Raw genomic sequence first — 15,081 nt, forward strand, 5'->3', positions numbered from 1 at the left:
AGCCCGCCGCTGCGCCCCACCGCTTGGGCCGGTGCGCCACCAGGCACGCGGCGAGCCCGACGATGACGTCGAGGCCACTCTTCGACGTCGTTTCATGCCTGCCTCCCGGCCAACTGTTCACGGCTGTACCTCTGCGCCCGGCGCGATGCCTCCATGCCACCAGCCGCCGCGGCCACCCGACAGTGGCGCCATGTCACGCCCGACACGTGACGTGCCGTCACTGTTCACGGCACCGGACCGTGCGATCAGTGAGGTGGTGACCTTACGAGCGCTGCGATTCACCGAGTGGACACTGGGCCGATTCAGTGGGCCGGGTAGCGGCGTCGGCGACGGAATCCGCTCCCGACCGGAGTCTCCCGCGCAGCCGAACCTGCTCCGGCTTTTCGGAGGAGGTGCCGTTCGTTGCGGCGTCCGCGGCGCTAATGGCCTCGGCCGCCCGTACCGGGTCGGTGGTGACGACGACGTCCCACTCCAGTTCCAGGTTGGCGTGGGCGCCGGCCCGGGCCGGCGCCGGCAACAGCGGACGGACAAGTCGACTCAAAGACACGAAGCCAGTCAGACGAAGGGTCACGTCCACCGCCGCCAACGATCAGCTCACCACTGATGAACCGACTCCGCCATGCTCGCAGTCAGCCGAGGAACGGACCGCAGATGCGCAGACTGGAGTAGCGCCGGGTCCACCGGCTGCGCACCTTGCGGTTTCCGGATCCGGCAGCAGGCCGAGAGGCGACACGGAGGCGCCGTGCTCGGCCCGCACTCGTTACTCAATCTCGGCGTCAAACGCCTTGCGGGCATGTTCGATCTGCGGCATGTAGGCATCGGCCCACTCGAGGAGGGCGTCGACCGGGGCACGCAGGGTCTTTCCCAATCGGGTGATCCGGTACTCCACCGCGACCGGGCGGGTCGCCACGACATGGCGTTCGATGATGCCGTTGCGCTCGAGTCGTCGCAGCGTCGCCGTGAGCGACTTCTGCGTCACCGCCGGGACCGCCCGGCGCAGCTCGTTGAACCGGCACGGGTGGTCACACAGCTCGTTGAGAACGCTGAGCGACCACTTGTCCAACACCTGGTCGAGCAACTCGCGGTGGGGCATGTCGATACGTAGCTCGCCGACCGGAGGGGCGGTGGTATCGCGCATGAAACCAGGTCTCCTTGAAGTGTCCTTCGTCAACTAGGTATCAATGGTAAACCGAGTTGATTCCAGTGGAGGAGAAACAATGCCTGTCACCCGCTTCAGCCCCGACGGTCTTCAGCCGCACACACCCTACGATCACGTGGCGGTGGCCACCGGGTCGCGTCACATTCACGTCAGCGGTCAGATCGCACGCCTGGGCGACGGCACACCGGTTGCGCCGGGCGACCTGACCGGGCAGGTCGCGCAGGCGCTGCGCAACACCGGCCGGGCCCTCGCCGGAGCCGATGCCTCATTCGAGGACGTGGTCCGGATGACCTTCTACGTCACCGACTGGGCACCCGAAAAGATCGGGCCGTTCATGGCCGGGATCGAGTCCGTCATCGACGAGCTCGGCCTGCCCTGGCCCCTTCCGCCGGCGTCGCTGATCGGAGTGGACTACCTCTTCGAGCCCGACGTGCTCGTCGAACTGGAGGCGACCGCGATCTCGCAGTAAGCGCTTCCTCCTTGACGCACGGCATCGTTCCCTCAGCCATGGACGGATGAACCGAGACGATCCGCGAGAAGACACTCCCTGTGGTGCTACTGCCGTCCGCCGACCTGCACGAAGGTTGTTGCGGCGGTGACACCCTCAGAGACTGCACGGGGTAGTGGGACCTCGTGAGCGAGTCGCGCGGCGAGGTACCGAGGAAGGCATCGCCCGCGCCGCTGGTGTTGGTGGCGTTGACGTGCTGTGCTGGTACGAGTGCGGTGTGGTCGGCATTGCTGTAGACGGGACCCGGCCGGGAACACCCTGTTCCTGCTGGGGCAAGAGCCGCGGTCAGCAAGAGCGGAACCCGAATCGGCCGCACCCGCTACTACCAGCACGCTGGGCGGCCGGTGGCGATGCGGACCCTGTCCGGCGTCACCTGGCTGGCCGGCGACCACCAGAGCACCTCGCGGATCGCGATCGACGCCGCCGCGGCTACCCCAGGGTGCTGGATGAACTGATCCCGCAGGCGTGGCACCACGTCGAGTGGTACGCCAATAATCCGGTCGAAGCCGATCACAGCCAGCGGTCCGGCTCAGCACCAGCCGTTGATCGGACCGTTCAGCCCGGTCCACAGGTAGGCGTCGGATACCCAGGCGCCATCGCTGAGTCGGTTCCACAGCGAAGTGGTGCCGTACCGCCCGGTGTGGGAGGTGCCGTTGGCAGAGCACGAGACGGTGACGGTAGCGCCGTCGCCCACCGATCCCACCCCGGGGTGGCCGGTGCCGGGCCCGGACCGCTTGGTCAGCGTGCCCCCACCGTTGGCGTCGACCACCGCCTGGTTGAAGCCAAGCGCGCCGTGGTTGTAGAGGCCGCCTCCGACGCCGGTCCAGGCCGACCCGTGTCGCGCGCCGCCCTGGTAGGCCGCAGCGCCGTTAACGAACTCCCACTTGCCGATGCCGTGGCCGGCGATTCCCACGTACGCGCTGTTCTGCCGCAACGCGAAGTGGACGTGCCGGCCGTACGCCGCCCCGCCGCAGGTCACGTCGGTGCCCGTGGAACCGAGGTACGCGCCCTGGCCGACGGCGGCGCCGTTGACAGAAATGCTGCTCCACAGATGGTAGTAGTCGGTGGAGTAGCCGCGGTCGTGGATTACTCGGATCCACCCCGTACACATGGTGTACGCCGTGCCGGCCCGCGCCGCGCGGACCACCTGGTCACCGCCGGCCAGATCGATAGAGCTGTACGGTGCCTCGTAGCCGCCCCAGCCGTGCGGGCCGCTCGTCATCGTCCACGTTTGGCCGACCGCGAACGGCAGGGCCATCCCGGTCCGGTAGTCGCCACCGGCATACATGGTGCTCGGGGTGCTCGCGAAGACCTCTTTCTCCTGCTTGTTCACCACGGGCGACTCGGCCGCCAGGTCGCTGAAGCCGGCTTCACCGTCGAACCTCACCTGCCACGTTCCTGCCTCGGCCCGGGCAACGAAGATCGCGCCGGTCGGATGGACGTCCTTCTCGTGGGAGGTGACGGCCACGGCGGTGCCGAAGGTCCAATTGCCGTTGCGGCGGGTGACGGTGACGCGGGTCTCGGGAGCGTCGGTGTGCTCCGCCGTGGCGCTGCGGACTTGCCCAAGCAGCTTGGCGGTCACGGCGTCCTCGACGCTCGCCTTCACCGAGGCCGGGGCGGGCGCGGCGTGGGCGGCAGTGCCCGCGACGAGGAGCTCCGTCGCCAGCAGGGCCGTGGCGATGCCGGCCCACCGTCTGATGTGCACCATTGAGGACCTCTCTCAAATCGATGGGCATCGCTCTGCGTTGTGCTGACGATAAGCAGCGGACAGAAAGTTGTCTACAGGCCGGTGCCACAGCAGCGAAAAAACCTTCAGATCACTTCGGCCTGAGCCGGGAGCCCGTCACGGTGTTCGGCGGCGCAAACTTCGATGGCGAGATGGGCGTGGAGCTTGTCCGTTCCGTCGACCGCATCGGCCTCGCCGTCATCCGGGAAGGCGACACCGCGCTCTCCCGCTTGCTGGTCAGCCTCCCGGCCGTGTGCCGCGCCAGAACGCGGGCGGCGGCCGTGGCCTGCCCTTTGTGGATTGGGTCAGGCCGCCCGGTGGTACTCGTTGAGGACGCCGCCGAGGATGCGTCGCCGCCGTATGGCCGCCTCCATCGACACGATGACACCCGGGTCATGGTCGGGTGGACGTCGATCGATGCTCTGGTGTGGAAGATGGCCGTTGAAGTGCCGCTCGTAGGCGGCCAGCACGACGCGGGCGTGCCGCTCGTTGTAGATCAGCACATGGTCGGTGCACTCCTGGCGGACGCTGCCGACTAACCGTTCGGCGTAGCAGTTCGCCCGCCGCGTACGCGGCGGGGTCTTCACAACGTCCACGCCTTCAGCAGCGAGCACCGCGTTGAAGGTCGAGGTGAACTTGCCGTCCCGATCCCGAACCAGGAACCGAAGCGACGCCGCACGGGCGCCCAGGTCCATCATCAGGTTGCGGGCCTGCTGCACCGTCCACGCCCCGGTCGGGATCGTGGTGACCCCGAGGATGTGGACGCGGCGGGTGGCCACCTCCATCACCACCAGCACGTACAGGCGCCGCAACGCGATCGTGTCCACGTGGAAGAAGTCTGCGGCCAGCAGCCCGCACGCCTGCGCCCGCAGGAACTGCCGCCAGCTGTTGTCGCTACGGTGAGGTGCCGGGCCCAGCCGGGCGGCGCCCGCCTGGAGTACATGCAGAACCAGTTCGGGCACGCCGATGCCGGGGCCAAGGTCGACGGCTCGACCTGACCTTGCTCGCATTCTGGGAGCCCGCGGTCAGGCCCTTGACGTCATCAGATCCGGCCGACTCTGGGCGAGGTGCAAGGCAGCAAGGGTGGCAGCTCGGACTATTGCGCTCGGACAGTAAAGGTCCTTGTCGTGCCACAGCGGCGGATCGTCTTGCCGGCCGGCGGTCTCCTGCAGGTAGGTGTAGCCCCGGATTGCTGCGGCGGCGATATGACGGCGCTCGGTGAGCCCAGCCGGTGCGAGGAGGATATGCATCGCGTACGCCGTCTCCTCGACGGTGCCTGTCCATCGGCCCCATGACCCGTCGGACCGTTGCGTAGCAAGCACCCACTCTATCGCCCGGGCCACCGACGCCGACGCGGACGGCCCACACCCAAATTGATCCAGCGCTAGCACACAACATGCCGTCGCGTAGTACGGCGAGGCGTGCCATCGGTCGCCCCATTCTCCGCTTGCCAGTTGCTGCTCAACCAGCCACGCGGACAGTTGAACCACGGCGGCTTGATAGCGTCCTGCCACGTCGGGGACAGTAGTCAGGTATGCCCCGAAGGCGTCCAGCACGTGCGCGTTCGTGGTGACGGAAATACCGTCCTCACCGGGCCAGGTGCAGAAATACGGCGTCATTTCGTAGCCCCAGAGGCTCTCCGGGGCGAGGGTCGTGCCGAGCTGCACTAGCGCGTGCAGCGCGACGGAGGTGGTGTCGGCGTCGGCCGGCAACCCTGGTCCAGCTGGCGTACCGGCCGGCCCGATGGCAACTGCCAAACTGGACACCAGCTCTGGCGGCGGGGCGAGCGGGACGCCGGCGCGCGCCAACCCGCTCAGCACCCAACCCCGCTCGAACACGGTGATTGGGACGGCACACGGCACCGGTCCACCAAGCTGGCGGGCAACGGTCTCCAGATACGCCAGGGCCTGGTGAACCGAATGGCTCGAGCCGACGAGACCCGTGCCGCCGAGCCAGGCGGCAGTAGCGGCCGGCGAAGCGCCGACCGTGCCAGGCGACGCAGGATGGATGCCCGTGGCGCCGTGGGGCGGGTTGCCGGCGACCTCCCACGCATGTAGCAGCTTCTCCGGAGCCCGCGCCCCGGCGATCAGGGCCTGCCGGATCCTGTCGAGGTGGCTGGAATCCATCCGCTTCGGTATGCCTAGCCGGGCCTCTCCCCGCCACGCGTCCAGTCCGGTAAGCGGCGACTCACGAACCTCATCGAGCTGTTGGTTAATTGACGCCACCAAGGCAGGAATGATGAGGTCTACCGCTGGCGTGTCTGGGATGGACAACCTATCGGCCCGCAGCCACCGGTGCAGGACCCGAAGCCCTCGATCGGCCGCGCTGGCCAGATCAGCCCTACCCACCGCTGGCTGGCGGCCGGCGGCAATGCCGCGCAAGGTCGCGAGCAGGGCCTCCGTTGCACTCAGTGTCGGGACCAGCGCGTACCCCCCAGGAGCACCCCAACCGCCGTCCGGACGCTGGCTGTCCAACAGGTACCTCAGCCGCTCGGCATGTCCGATCAGCCATGGCGCCAGGGTTACCAAACGGCCGGTCTCGTAGATCGATGGGGAGACCTGGCCCCAGGGCTGACGCGCCAACCCGGCGAGCAGTTCCCGCGTCGCCGCGACGATGTCCACGCCTGCAGCCAGTGGCCGGGCGATGTCCACTTTGATGGGCACAAACTGCATCTGCGGCCGACCCTTCATGATCTAGATCGACCCCGTCATGTTGATCGATGCCATCAACGTCAAGATCAGCATGGAAAAGGTCGCGAACCGGCCGATCTACCTGCCCCTGGCGGTCACCGTCGATGGTAGCCGGCGCGTCCGAGCGGCGGCATGATCCTGATCACAACCGTGAGACCGGGCACAAGACCACGGCGCGCGAGCGTTGGCCACGACGGCGAGGGGTAGCTGGGGACCCGTTGCGCCGTGACCGCAGCCGCTTGACACTAGTAGGGCGTGTCCTCTGGGCGCGGGATCACCACCGCAACCCTTGCTGCGGGCAGGGCTGAGGAGGATTGTCGTGGGGACAGCTAGGGCCAGATCGGTGCGGCGCGCATGGGAGTTGCTCCGCGACACCCACCAGACGCTGATCGACATCGGTAACGAATCTCGCGGTGATGTGGTTCGCCTGGAGTTGGGAGTGATGCGGCCCTTCTGGGTGACCAACCCGGTGCACGCGCAGGAGGTTCTGGGCAACCGGGCGCTGTACCCCCGAGGGCAGGACACTCCACTGTGGCGGTCGGTGGGGCGCCTCGTCGGTCGCGGCATCTTGTCCGAGGGCGACGTGTGGCATCGCAGCCGCAAGACACTCGGCCCTATTTTTCGTCCGACGCGAATGCCCGAGTTGGTCGACGATATGTCGGCCTCGATCTACGCGTCGGTTGCGGAACTGGACGAGCCCGCCCAGGCTGGTACGCCGGTCGACATCAGCTCTGAGCTCTCCCGGATCGTCGCCAAGGCGGTCATGAGGGTGTTCTTCGCCGACCAGGTGTCTGTACCGGACGCATTGAAGATCATGAAGGCACAGGAAACGATTGTCACGGCGATGGCGTGGCGGCTTCTCCTCCCCAACATCCCCTGGTGGATTCAGATCCCGGGCGACAAGCAGTTCAAGGCGGCAGTACGGAGTATCGACGAGATTCTGCTGCCGGCGGTGCGTGAGGCGCGCGAGAAGACCGCGCTAACGAAGCAGCAGATCGCCGGCGATGACCCGAAACGCAGCGGCGATGATGTGCTGTCCACGCTTGCCCGGGAAGATCTGAGCGAGCAGCAGGTCCGCGACGATGTCGTGGCCATGGTCGCCGTTACGACGGAAACGACCCACGTGGTCCTGTCGTGGCTGTTCCCGCTCCTCGCCGCGCATCCGGACATCGCCGATCGGCTGTACGAGGAGATCGGCCGTGTGGTGGGGAGGGACCGGGTCCGGGCCGAGCACCTGCCGCAGCTGCCCTACACCAAGATGGTGCTGGAGGAACTGCTGCGGCTCTATCCGGCCGGATGGATCGTGCCGCGCATCGCTGCCAAGCGGACCGATCTGGGCGGCGTGCGGATCCCGAAGGGGTCGACTGTCGTGGTGTCCCCGTTCACGACGCAGCGGATGCGAATCTGGTGGGGGTCGGACGCGGAAACCTTCAATCCGGATCGCTGGCGCGTCGCCGAGCGCGGTCGAATTCGCACCCGGGAGTCGGTGCCAGACGGGGCGCATTTCCCGTTCGGCTCGGGCGACCATGTGTGCCTTGGCATGCATCTGTTCAACCTGGAAGCGCTGCTCATCGTGGCCACAGTGTTGAGCAGGTTCCGGTTTACGCTGACCAGTGACGTCGACCCGGGCATGCGGGTCGCGGCGTCGCTACGGCCCCGTCAGCGGGTCGAGGTGCGGCTCCACCCGATCCATGCCGACGTCCCGCAAGGAGCACCGTGACCCTGGACGACCAGTACGCCGCAGCCCGTGAGGCGGGCCGGATCAGCTCGGTGGCGATCGCCGGCGAGCGAGGCCTGCGGAAGCGCGCGGGCGACTACTCGGATCTGCTCCCACCGAGCATCGATGCGACGATGCTGGCCGGGCTCGCGCAGTCCACCGCAGCCATCGCCCCGACCTGCACTCCGGAGCAGTTGCGGGCGGCGAACCTGGCCTCCCTGTGGGTTTCGGCAGAGGACTACCTGGTGGAGCGGGCGTCGAGCCTTGCCGAGGTTGAGCAGATCGCGGCCCGGTGTCTGGCCGTTGCGGGCGGCGCGGCGGCGGGTGACCCACTCGGCCGGCTGCTGGCCGAGGTTCGTGACGAGCTTGCCGCCACGGCGGCGTACGAGCGGCTGCAGCCGGTCTGGCGCGAAGAGCTCCGCCTCATGCTGGACGCCGAGATAACGGAGTGGCACTGGAAGACTGCCGGGAACGCGCTCCCCCCGCTCGACGAGTACGTGGGCAACGCCCACAACTACGGCGCCTCGTGGGTCAACGTCACACATTGGATCCGCACCAGCGACCCGCACCTGGTCGTACGCCACCTCGACGCCCTGCTCGCCGCGAGCCGCGAGGTTCAGCAGGTGCTGCGGTTGAGCAACGACCTGGCCAGCTACGACCGAGATCGCCGCACGGGCGACCTCAACGCGCTCCTGCTCGTCGACCGCCCCGAGGTGACCGCGGATCTGGCCGTGCGGACCGAGCGGTGTCGCGAGCTGCTCCGCGGACTCGAGGACCAGTGCCCGGTAGAGGCCGGCTACCTCGCCCGCGAGCTGGCGTGGACGACCGCCTTCTACGGAAAGGCCGACTTCTGGGGCGCGATGTAGAGGCTGGTCAGCGCCTCCAGAGACGGCGCATTTCCCGCGCACTCGCTGATCGCCTACGATTTGTCGGCCTGGGTGTCGTGGTCTCACTAGTGTCGCCTTGGCGGGAAACCTCTGGACCGTGTACCAGCGCCACGGGGCCGAACTCGACCCTGCCAACGCGGAATCTGACGGGGAGCGCCGCGCTCGCGAGCACGGATTGCAGCAACAAGCGGTGTCTGTCGGAACCGCCTCACCGACCCCACCCGCCCTCACCGGCTCTTCAGTGGACATCACGAAGAGGGACTTGAGGGACAAGTTGCGCCACTGCTAGCGTCACCCGCGTTGTACGGCAATCTCTCCCAATGACCGGAGTGTCATGCCTTCTCGCAGCGCGACCCGTCGCGGTATCAACCTACGCCTCAAGATCATTTCTTTGCTGGTGGCACTCGGGGCGCTGTGGGCATTCGCAGCGTGGGTGACGGGGCGAGAGGGGTTGAATCTGCTCTTCGTGCAGTCGGTCGACTCCCAGATCATCACGCCGTCCGAACCCTTGCTGTTGCAGTTGCAGCAGGAGCGGCGACAGACCCTGGTGTACCTGGGGCGGCCCAGTAATGAGGCACGTGAGCAGATGGCCGCCGAGCGGCAGAAGACCGACACCTTCGCTGCAACGTTCCGGAAGTCGTCCGGGAGCTGGCAGGCGGCCGTCGCGACCAGCGGGGAAGGGGAGCAGCGGCTGAGCAAGGTCTTTGCTGACCTCGACGCGCTCACCGAGACCAGGGAGAGGGTCGACGCTGAAGCCATCACCCGTGCCGACGCCGCCGCCCCCTTCACATCCGCCGTTGAGTCCCTGAACCGGATGTACGACGTGGTCGGGTCGCTGGACGACAAAGAAATCGCTCAGGACACCGCAGCGCTGATCCAGCTGTATCGCGTGCGCGAACTGATGTCTCAGGAGGACGCGCTGCTCGCCGGTGTGGCCGCCGCCGGGAAGATCACCGGGCCTGAGCACGCCGAGTTCGTGCGGCTGGTCGGCGCCCAGCAATTTTTGGCCCGCGACACTGCCAGCCAACTGCGGGCCCAGGACCGCGAAAAGATGGACAGCGTTTTCGCCAGCGGGGCGTTCGACGATTGGCGAGCGGCCGAGCAGCGGGTGATCGAGGGTACTCGCAGCGGTCGCCCGCCGGTGTCCAGTCAGGCGTGGGCTTCTGTCGCCGGCCCCGCGTTGACGGAGCTGCAGGAGATGGTGCTCAGCAGCGGCCGGGCGGTCGTGGACCGCGCCATCCCGGTTGCCGGCTGGGTCATGTTCCGCTTCGTGTTGCTGGTTGTTCTGGGCGCAGCCGCGGTCATCGCCTCCATCGTTGTCTCCATTACGACGGCGCGGTCACTGGTCGCCCAGCTGGGGCGGCTCCGAAACGCGGCACACGACCTCGCCGATGAGCGACTGCCCGGCGTGGTCGCCCGTCTCGGCCACGGTGAAAAGGTGGACATCACCGCCGAGGCCCCACCGCTGGACTTCGGTGACGACGAGATCGGCCAGGTGGGTCACGCGTTCAACCAGGTCCAGGAAACGGCGATCCGCACCGCCGTTGAGCAGGCCGAGCTACGCCGTAACGTCCGCGATGTCTTCCTCAGCCTCGCGCGCCGCACGCAGGCCCTGGTGCACCGTCAGGTCGGCATGCTTACCGAACTGCAGCAAGGCGAACTCCCGCCCAAACAGCTCGAAGGCTTGTACACGGTTGACCACCTTGCCACCCGAATGCGGCGTAACGCGGAAAACTTGATCGTGCTGTCGGGATCCACACCCGGCCGGGCCTGGCGCCGCAACCAGCCGATGGTCGACGTTATCCGCGCAGCCAGCCAAGAGGTCGAGGACTACACCCGTGTCACCGTGCAGCCGCCCGGAAACGTGGCGCTGGCCGGCCGGGCGGTCGGCGACGTGGTCCACCTGCTCGCGGAACTGATCGAGAACGCGTTGTCCTACTCCCCTCCGCACACCAACGCCGAGATCAAGGGCCAGATGGTCGCCAACGGGTACGTGATCGAAATCGAGGACCGCGGTCTCGGCATGACCGAGGAAGAACTCCGAGCGGCCAACGAGCAGATCGCCACCGACCAGGAGTTCAACCTGGCCAATGCAAGCCAGTTGGGCCTGTTCGTGGTGAGCAAGCTGGCCCATCGCCACGGCGTGCGCGTGCGGCTGAAGGAGTCGATGTACGGCGGCACGACGGCCGTCGTCCTCCTCCCGCAGAACCTCGTCGCCGAGATCGCGGGGGAAGACGAGACGGCCAGCGGCGGCCTGAGCGCACGGGCGCCGTCGAGCAACGGGCCAACCGCGGCGATCCCGTCACAGGCAGGGGCAGCGCGACCGGTCGCGTTGGCCAAGCCCACACAAACGGCCGCAGACGCGCCCGAGACCCTGCCCCTGACGCCACAGGAGGAGCCGCGCTACCAGGCGTGGAGGGACCTCAGGATCGAGCCGGAGCCGGACCTACCAGTGAACACTGACCAAACACCCGCCGGCCCCACCGCACAGACCCAGCCTGCGCAGACACCGTCCGGACTGCCCGTCCGTGTTCGCCAAGCCAGCCTCGCCGCGCCGCTGCGCGGGCAGAGCCGGACCTCCGCGGCAGACACGGCGGACGGCGACGGCCGAGCGCCGCGACCGCCGGAGCAGATCCGCAGGATGATGCATTCCTACCAGAGCGGCACCCGGCGCGGCCGGACCGATGCGACGCTCTTGCCCGATGAGGACAACGACGTCCCCTCGCCCACAGTCGTGGAAAGCCCGCCCGGGAACCACCCGCCCGCCTGATCAATGAACCTTCTCAAGCTGAACCGCGCGGCGCTCACACAACGCGTCCGACCTTGCGGTCCGACGGACCGCAAGGGAGGTTGAACAAGGTTCAATCTACGAGATCGACCCGGCGATTCCCCGCCACCCAGAAAGAGGACATCGAGTGGTGCAAAAGACAGCTGCGAGCGCTGACCTGGCCTGGTTGCTGAACGATCTGATCGGACGCGTGACACAGGCCGAGAACGCCATCGTCCTCTCCGTAGACGGTCTGCTGATCGCGGCCTCTGAAGGGCTGAGCCGTGACGACGGAGAGCACCTGGCAGCCGTGGCGTCCGGTATCCAAAGCCTGGCCAAGGGCGCCGGCCAGCGATTTGGTGGTGGCGCCCCACAACAGACCATCATCGAGATGCAGTCCTCGTTCCTGTTCGTCACCGCAGCCGGCAACGGCGCGTGCCTGGCGGTGCTGGCTGCGGGAGACGCGGACATCGGACTCATCGCCTACGAGATGGCCATGCTCGTCAAGCGCGCCGGCAGATACCTCACCTCGCCGTCGCGAACCAATGGCCAACCGGCCGCCGAAATCTAAGGCGCCGAGATGTCCTCTCCCCCGGACGAATCCGCACAGGACCAGTGGGTCGATGACCACGCCGGCCCACTGGTGCGGCCGTTCGCGCTAGCGGGCGGGCGAACCACGCCTGCCACGGGTAAGTTCGACCTGATCTCGACCGTGATCGCCACCCGGACGGCGCCGACCCAGGAGGTCGGCTTGGGTCCCGAGCACCATGCCATTGTCACTCTCATCCAACGGCCCATGTCGGTGGCCGAGGTCGCGGCGCATCTCAAACTTCCTCTCGGCACAATCCGCGTCCTGCTCGGCGACCTGCTCGAGCGGCAGCTCCTCCGGGTGCGCGAACCCCGGCCGACTTCCAGACTTCCCGACGACGACCTGTTCGAGGCGGTAATCAGTGGACTCAAAGCACTCTGACCAGGCCGACGGCATTCCCATGCCCGACGCCGTCAAGGTCCTGATCGCCGGCGGCTTCGGAGTCGGCAAAACCACCATGGTCGGCTCGGTCAGCGAGACCAAGCCCCTTCGCACGGAGGAACTCCTCACCGAACAGGGCACCGGCATCGACGACATCTCCGGGGTGGAGAAGAAGACCACCACCACCGTGGCCATGGACTTCGGCCGGATCACCATCAAACAGGATCTCGTACTCTACCTGTTCGGCACCCCCGGGCAGGACCGATTCTGGTTCGTGTGGGACGAACTGGCCCTCGGTGCGCTCGGCGCGGTCGTCCTCGCCGACACCCGCCGGCTGGCCGACTGCTTCCCCTCCGTCGACTACTTCGAGAAGCACGGCACCCCGTTCATCGTCGCCGTGAACTGCTTTGAAGGCGCCCGCCAATACAGCCTCGACGAGGTCAAACTCGCACTCGACCTCGATCCCGACGTCCCAGTAATGCTCTGCGACGCCCGGAGGAGGGAGTCCAGCAAGGAAGTGCTGATCGCCTTGCTCCGGCATTCGAGGAAAAGCCGCGACCAGGCACGCACGATCGAAGGGACTGCAAAGACAACGGCTCTGGCGCAGAAACGGTGATCGCCGTGAGTGATCTACCTAAGCAGGATTCGTTGGCGGAACAGAGCGAAGCCGGCACCGACGTACATTTGCCGTTCCAGTAGCTTGACCTTGGTGTTCGCGTCTTCGATCGCGCTGTTGCTGTAGGGCGGGGTCAGCCCGGCCACGATGGCGGTGCCGTCCATGCGCAGGCCCTGGACGAAGCTGTGCAGAGCGGGTAGATCGTCGGTCTCGACTGCCGTCATCCAGGCCTCGCGGTCCTCGCCGTGGGCGATGGGTCATCGGGTCGGCGAGTTCGCCGACCCGCCGGGCCAGCGCCGCCAGGTGAGGGCGGGCGGCGAGCAGGTCGCGCCACGCGTTCCAAACCATAAGTGATCAGACCCGTACGTAAGCTGCCAGCTTCGCGCCGGGGTGATCTTGACTCGGAGGCTGCGGTCGCTCGCCGGCCATGGGGCGTCGGGCAAGACCACGCGGGCGAGCCGCAGCAGCGCCCGGTCGTTGGCCGTGCGGGTCGGGCTCGGTCGGTCGCAGGGGCGTCGCGCGGGAGGCGAACGTGGCCGACACCCGCCGACTGGTTCTGTTTATCGTCTCGACGCGTGCAGCGCGGCCAACGCCCGCCTTTCGAGCAGACGGAAACCGCAGAACCCGGCGATCGCCACGGCCTGCTCGGCGGTGCAGCTCGCCGAGGCCGAGTCACCGGCGGAGAGCCGGGCGGCGGCGAAGCCGACCAGCGCGCGTGCCTCCACGAACGGGTAGGCGTTGTGCGCGATCGTGATGCAATGCTCGAACCACTGGGCGGCGGCCGTCGCGTCTCCGAGCGCGAGGTATGCCTGTGCCGCAGTGGCCGCGGTCTGTGCCGTGGCCTTCCTGTCGTGGACCGCGATCGCCATGTCGTGCGCCCGCCTCGCCACCTCCAGCGCGGCGGCGGCGTTTCCGCGCTGGAGGTGCAGCTGGCTCAACTCGTCCAGGGTGGACATCTCGCCGCGCAGGTTCGACCTGTTCCGGTACGCCGCGAGCACTTCGGTGAGCAGCGCGGAGGCACGCGCCTCCGCACCGAGCTGACGTAATGCGCTCGCCAGGTTGCCCCGATTGGCCAGCGCCGACGTCTCCCGGCCGGTCGCCTCGTTGATCTCCAGCGCCGCGTTGAGTAGTTCAACGGCGTCCCGTAGCTCGCCCTGGCACAGCCGCATCACCCCGAGTCCGTTGAGCGCGACCGCCCGCACGTGGCCGAGCTGGTCGTCCTCGGTCAACTCCAGCGCTCGGTGCAGCCACTCCTCCGCGTCGGTGAGCTTGCCCTGCTCCAGATAGAGCCACCCGATGTGATGGGACAGGTACGCCGCGGCTGTCGTCCAGCCGGTGGCGACCGCGAGCTGTTCGCCGGCGAGGCAGTCGGAAAGCGCCTCCTCGTCCCGGCCGACCGACGACAGCGCCTGGCCACGGCTGATCAACATCGCGGTCCGCGCGACGTCATCGCTGGCTCTGTCGGCGGCGTCCAGACCTGCCTCTGCCGCGGCCAGCCAGCCGTCGACTTGCCGGTGGATCAGGAAGTAGCCGCGGAGCTGGTCGGTGATTCGCCAGGCCAGCGCAGGGTCGGCGGACCCAGCCGCGTGCCTGACAATGGCCAGCAACGCGGGCAGCTCGACGTCCAGCCAGGCGAGCGCGTCGGCCTCGGTGGCGAAGAAGGTGTCCCGCTCGGCATGCGTGTCGAGCCGGACGAGCTGCGGGTACACCCATTCCATCGCGGCCGTCACCGCGTCGGCGTACCAGGTACACAGTCGGGAGCGCGCCGGTTCGCCCTCGGCATCGTCGGCGAGTAGCCGGCGGGCGTAGAGGCCGAGCAGGTCATGGAACCGGTAGCGATCCCTCGTGTACTGCATCAGCATGTTCGCCTCGAGCAGGTCCTCCAGCACGCGGTCGGCCTCGGCCGCCGACATCGCCAGCAGGACACCGGTGCCCTCGGCGCCGAAGTCGTCACCCGGGTGCATGCTGCACAACCGGAACGTGAGGTACCCCCGGTTTCATGGAGTTCTTTGATCATGGTCTGATGGCCATGGGAAGGAAC

General features: G+C 67.6%; 14 protein-coding genes. 7 read left to right on the plus strand and 7 right to left on the minus strand.

Features of this window, described 5'->3' with window-relative positions; all coding sequences use genetic code 11:
- Positions 1–262 precede the first annotated feature (262 nt).
- On the minus strand, positions 263–577 hold the full coding sequence (locus ACFP2T_RS17855) for a hypothetical protein (RefSeq protein ID WP_377423039.1): 315 nt from the start codon (positions 575–577) through the stop codon (positions 263–265).
- Between the two features lie 183 nt (positions 578–760).
- The gene (locus tag ACFP2T_RS17860; RefSeq protein WP_377423041.1) at positions 761–1,138 is read right to left on the minus strand and encodes a winged helix-turn-helix transcriptional regulator; all 378 of its coding nucleotides are present in this window, start codon (positions 1,136–1,138) and stop codon (positions 761–763) included.
- Positions 1,139–1,217: 79 nt separating this feature from the next.
- On the opposite strand from ACFP2T_RS17860, the gene ACFP2T_RS17865 reads away from it, so the two are divergent.
- Entirely contained in the window at positions 1,218–1,628 is a 411-nt protein-coding gene (locus ACFP2T_RS17865) for a RidA family protein (protein WP_377423043.1), read from the plus strand.
- A gap of 568 nt (positions 1,629–2,196) precedes the next feature.
- On the opposite strand, the gene ACFP2T_RS17870 is transcribed toward ACFP2T_RS17865, so the two are convergent.
- The 3 genes from ACFP2T_RS17870 to ACFP2T_RS17880 all read right to left on the minus strand — a co-directional run bounded on the left by ACFP2T_RS17870 (position 2,197) and on the right by ACFP2T_RS17880 (position 6,065).
- Positions 2,197–3,375, minus strand: coding sequence for a peptidase M23 (locus ACFP2T_RS17870; RefSeq protein ID WP_377423045.1), 1,179 nt, complete (start codon positions 3,373–3,375; stop codon positions 2,197–2,199).
- A 323-nt stretch (positions 3,376–3,698) separates the two neighbouring features.
- Positions 3,699–4,355, minus strand: coding sequence for an integrase core domain-containing protein (locus tag ACFP2T_RS17875; RefSeq protein ID WP_377423047.1), 657 nt, complete (start codon positions 4,353–4,355; stop codon positions 3,699–3,701).
- 63 nt (positions 4,356–4,418) lie between these two features.
- Positions 4,419–6,065: a prenyltransferase/squalene oxidase repeat-containing protein gene (locus ACFP2T_RS17880; RefSeq protein ID WP_377423050.1), complete on the minus strand. Its 1,647-nt coding sequence runs from the start codon at positions 6,063–6,065 to the stop codon at positions 4,419–4,421.
- A gap of 361 nt (positions 6,066–6,426) precedes the next feature.
- Here ACFP2T_RS17880 and ACFP2T_RS17885 point away from each other — a divergent pair, with 361 nt between their 5' ends.
- The 6 genes from ACFP2T_RS17885 to ACFP2T_RS17910 all read left to right on the plus strand — a co-directional run bounded on the left by ACFP2T_RS17885 (position 6,427) and on the right by ACFP2T_RS17910 (position 13,040).
- Positions 6,427–7,803, plus strand: a complete 1,377-nt coding sequence (locus ACFP2T_RS17885; RefSeq protein WP_377423053.1) for a cytochrome P450 — start codon at positions 6,427–6,429, stop codon at positions 7,801–7,803.
- Positions 7,800–8,666: a terpene synthase family protein gene (locus tag ACFP2T_RS17890; protein ID WP_377423055.1), complete on the plus strand. Its 867-nt coding sequence runs from the start codon at positions 7,800–7,802 to the stop codon at positions 8,664–8,666. Before ACFP2T_RS17885 ends, ACFP2T_RS17890 begins: the two co-directional genes overlap by 4 nt.
- Positions 8,667–9,021: 355 nt before the next feature.
- Positions 9,022–11,457: a sensor histidine kinase gene (locus ACFP2T_RS17895; protein WP_377423057.1), complete on the plus strand. Its 2,436-nt coding sequence runs from the start codon at positions 9,022–9,024 to the stop codon at positions 11,455–11,457.
- Between the two features lie 148 nt (positions 11,458–11,605).
- Entirely contained in the window at positions 11,606–12,025 is a 420-nt protein-coding gene (locus tag ACFP2T_RS17900; RefSeq protein WP_377423071.1) for a roadblock/LC7 domain-containing protein, read from the plus strand.
- Positions 12,026–12,034: 9 nt separating this feature from the next.
- Positions 12,035–12,424: a DUF742 domain-containing protein gene (locus ACFP2T_RS17905; protein WP_377423058.1), complete on the plus strand. Its 390-nt coding sequence runs from the start codon at positions 12,035–12,037 to the stop codon at positions 12,422–12,424.
- Positions 12,405–13,040, plus strand: a complete 636-nt coding sequence (locus ACFP2T_RS17910) for a GTP-binding protein (RefSeq protein ID WP_377423060.1) — start codon at positions 12,405–12,407, stop codon at positions 13,038–13,040. Before ACFP2T_RS17905 ends, ACFP2T_RS17910 begins: the two co-directional genes overlap by 20 nt.
- Positions 13,041–13,054: 14 nt before the next feature.
- On the opposite strand, the gene ACFP2T_RS17915 is transcribed toward ACFP2T_RS17910, so the two are convergent.
- On the minus strand, positions 13,055–13,264 hold the full coding sequence (locus ACFP2T_RS17915) for a hypothetical protein (RefSeq protein WP_377423062.1): 210 nt from the start codon (positions 13,262–13,264) through the stop codon (positions 13,055–13,057).
- A 336-nt stretch (positions 13,265–13,600) separates the two neighbouring features.
- Positions 13,601–15,004 (minus strand): tetratricopeptide repeat protein, encoded by a 1,404-nt coding sequence (locus tag ACFP2T_RS17920; protein WP_377423063.1) that lies wholly within the window; start codon positions 15,002–15,004, stop codon positions 13,601–13,603.
- Positions 15,005–15,081: the final 77 nt, after the last annotated feature.

The sequence above is a fragment of the Plantactinospora solaniradicis genome (assembly GCF_042658085.1).
GTDB lineage: Bacteria > Actinomycetota > Actinomycetes > Mycobacteriales > Micromonosporaceae > Plantactinospora > Plantactinospora solaniradicis.

What these genes read in the sequence shown, in the direction of transcription:
- ACFP2T_RS17860 (WP_377423041.1), bottom strand. Translation starts at nt 1,138, where the DNA reads ATGCGCGATACCACCGCCCCTCCGGTCGGCGAGCTACGTATCGACATG.
- ACFP2T_RS17865 (WP_377423043.1), top strand. Translation starts at nt 1,218, where the DNA reads ATGCCTGTCACCCGCTTCAGCCCCGACGGTCTTCAGCCGCACACACCC.
- ACFP2T_RS17870 (WP_377423045.1), bottom strand. Translation starts at nt 3,375, where the DNA reads ATGGTGCACATCAGACGGTGGGCCGGCATCGCCACGGCCCTGCTGGCG.
- ACFP2T_RS17880 (WP_377423050.1), bottom strand. Translation starts at nt 6,065, where the DNA reads ATGCAGTTTGTGCCCATCAAAGTGGACATCGCCCGGCCACTGGCTGCA.
- ACFP2T_RS17895 (WP_377423057.1), top strand. Translation starts at nt 9,022, where the DNA reads ATGCCTTCTCGCAGCGCGACCCGTCGCGGTATCAACCTACGCCTCAAG.
- ACFP2T_RS17905 (WP_377423058.1), top strand. Translation starts at nt 12,035, where the DNA reads ATGTCCTCTCCCCCGGACGAATCCGCACAGGACCAGTGGGTCGATGAC.
- ACFP2T_RS17915 (WP_377423062.1), bottom strand. Translation starts at nt 13,264, where the DNA reads ATGACGGCAGTCGAGACCGACGATCTACCCGCTCTGCACAGCTTCGTC.
- ACFP2T_RS17920 (WP_377423063.1), bottom strand. Translation starts at nt 15,004, where the DNA reads ATGCACCCGGGTGACGACTTCGGCGCCGAGGGCACCGGTGTCCTGCTG.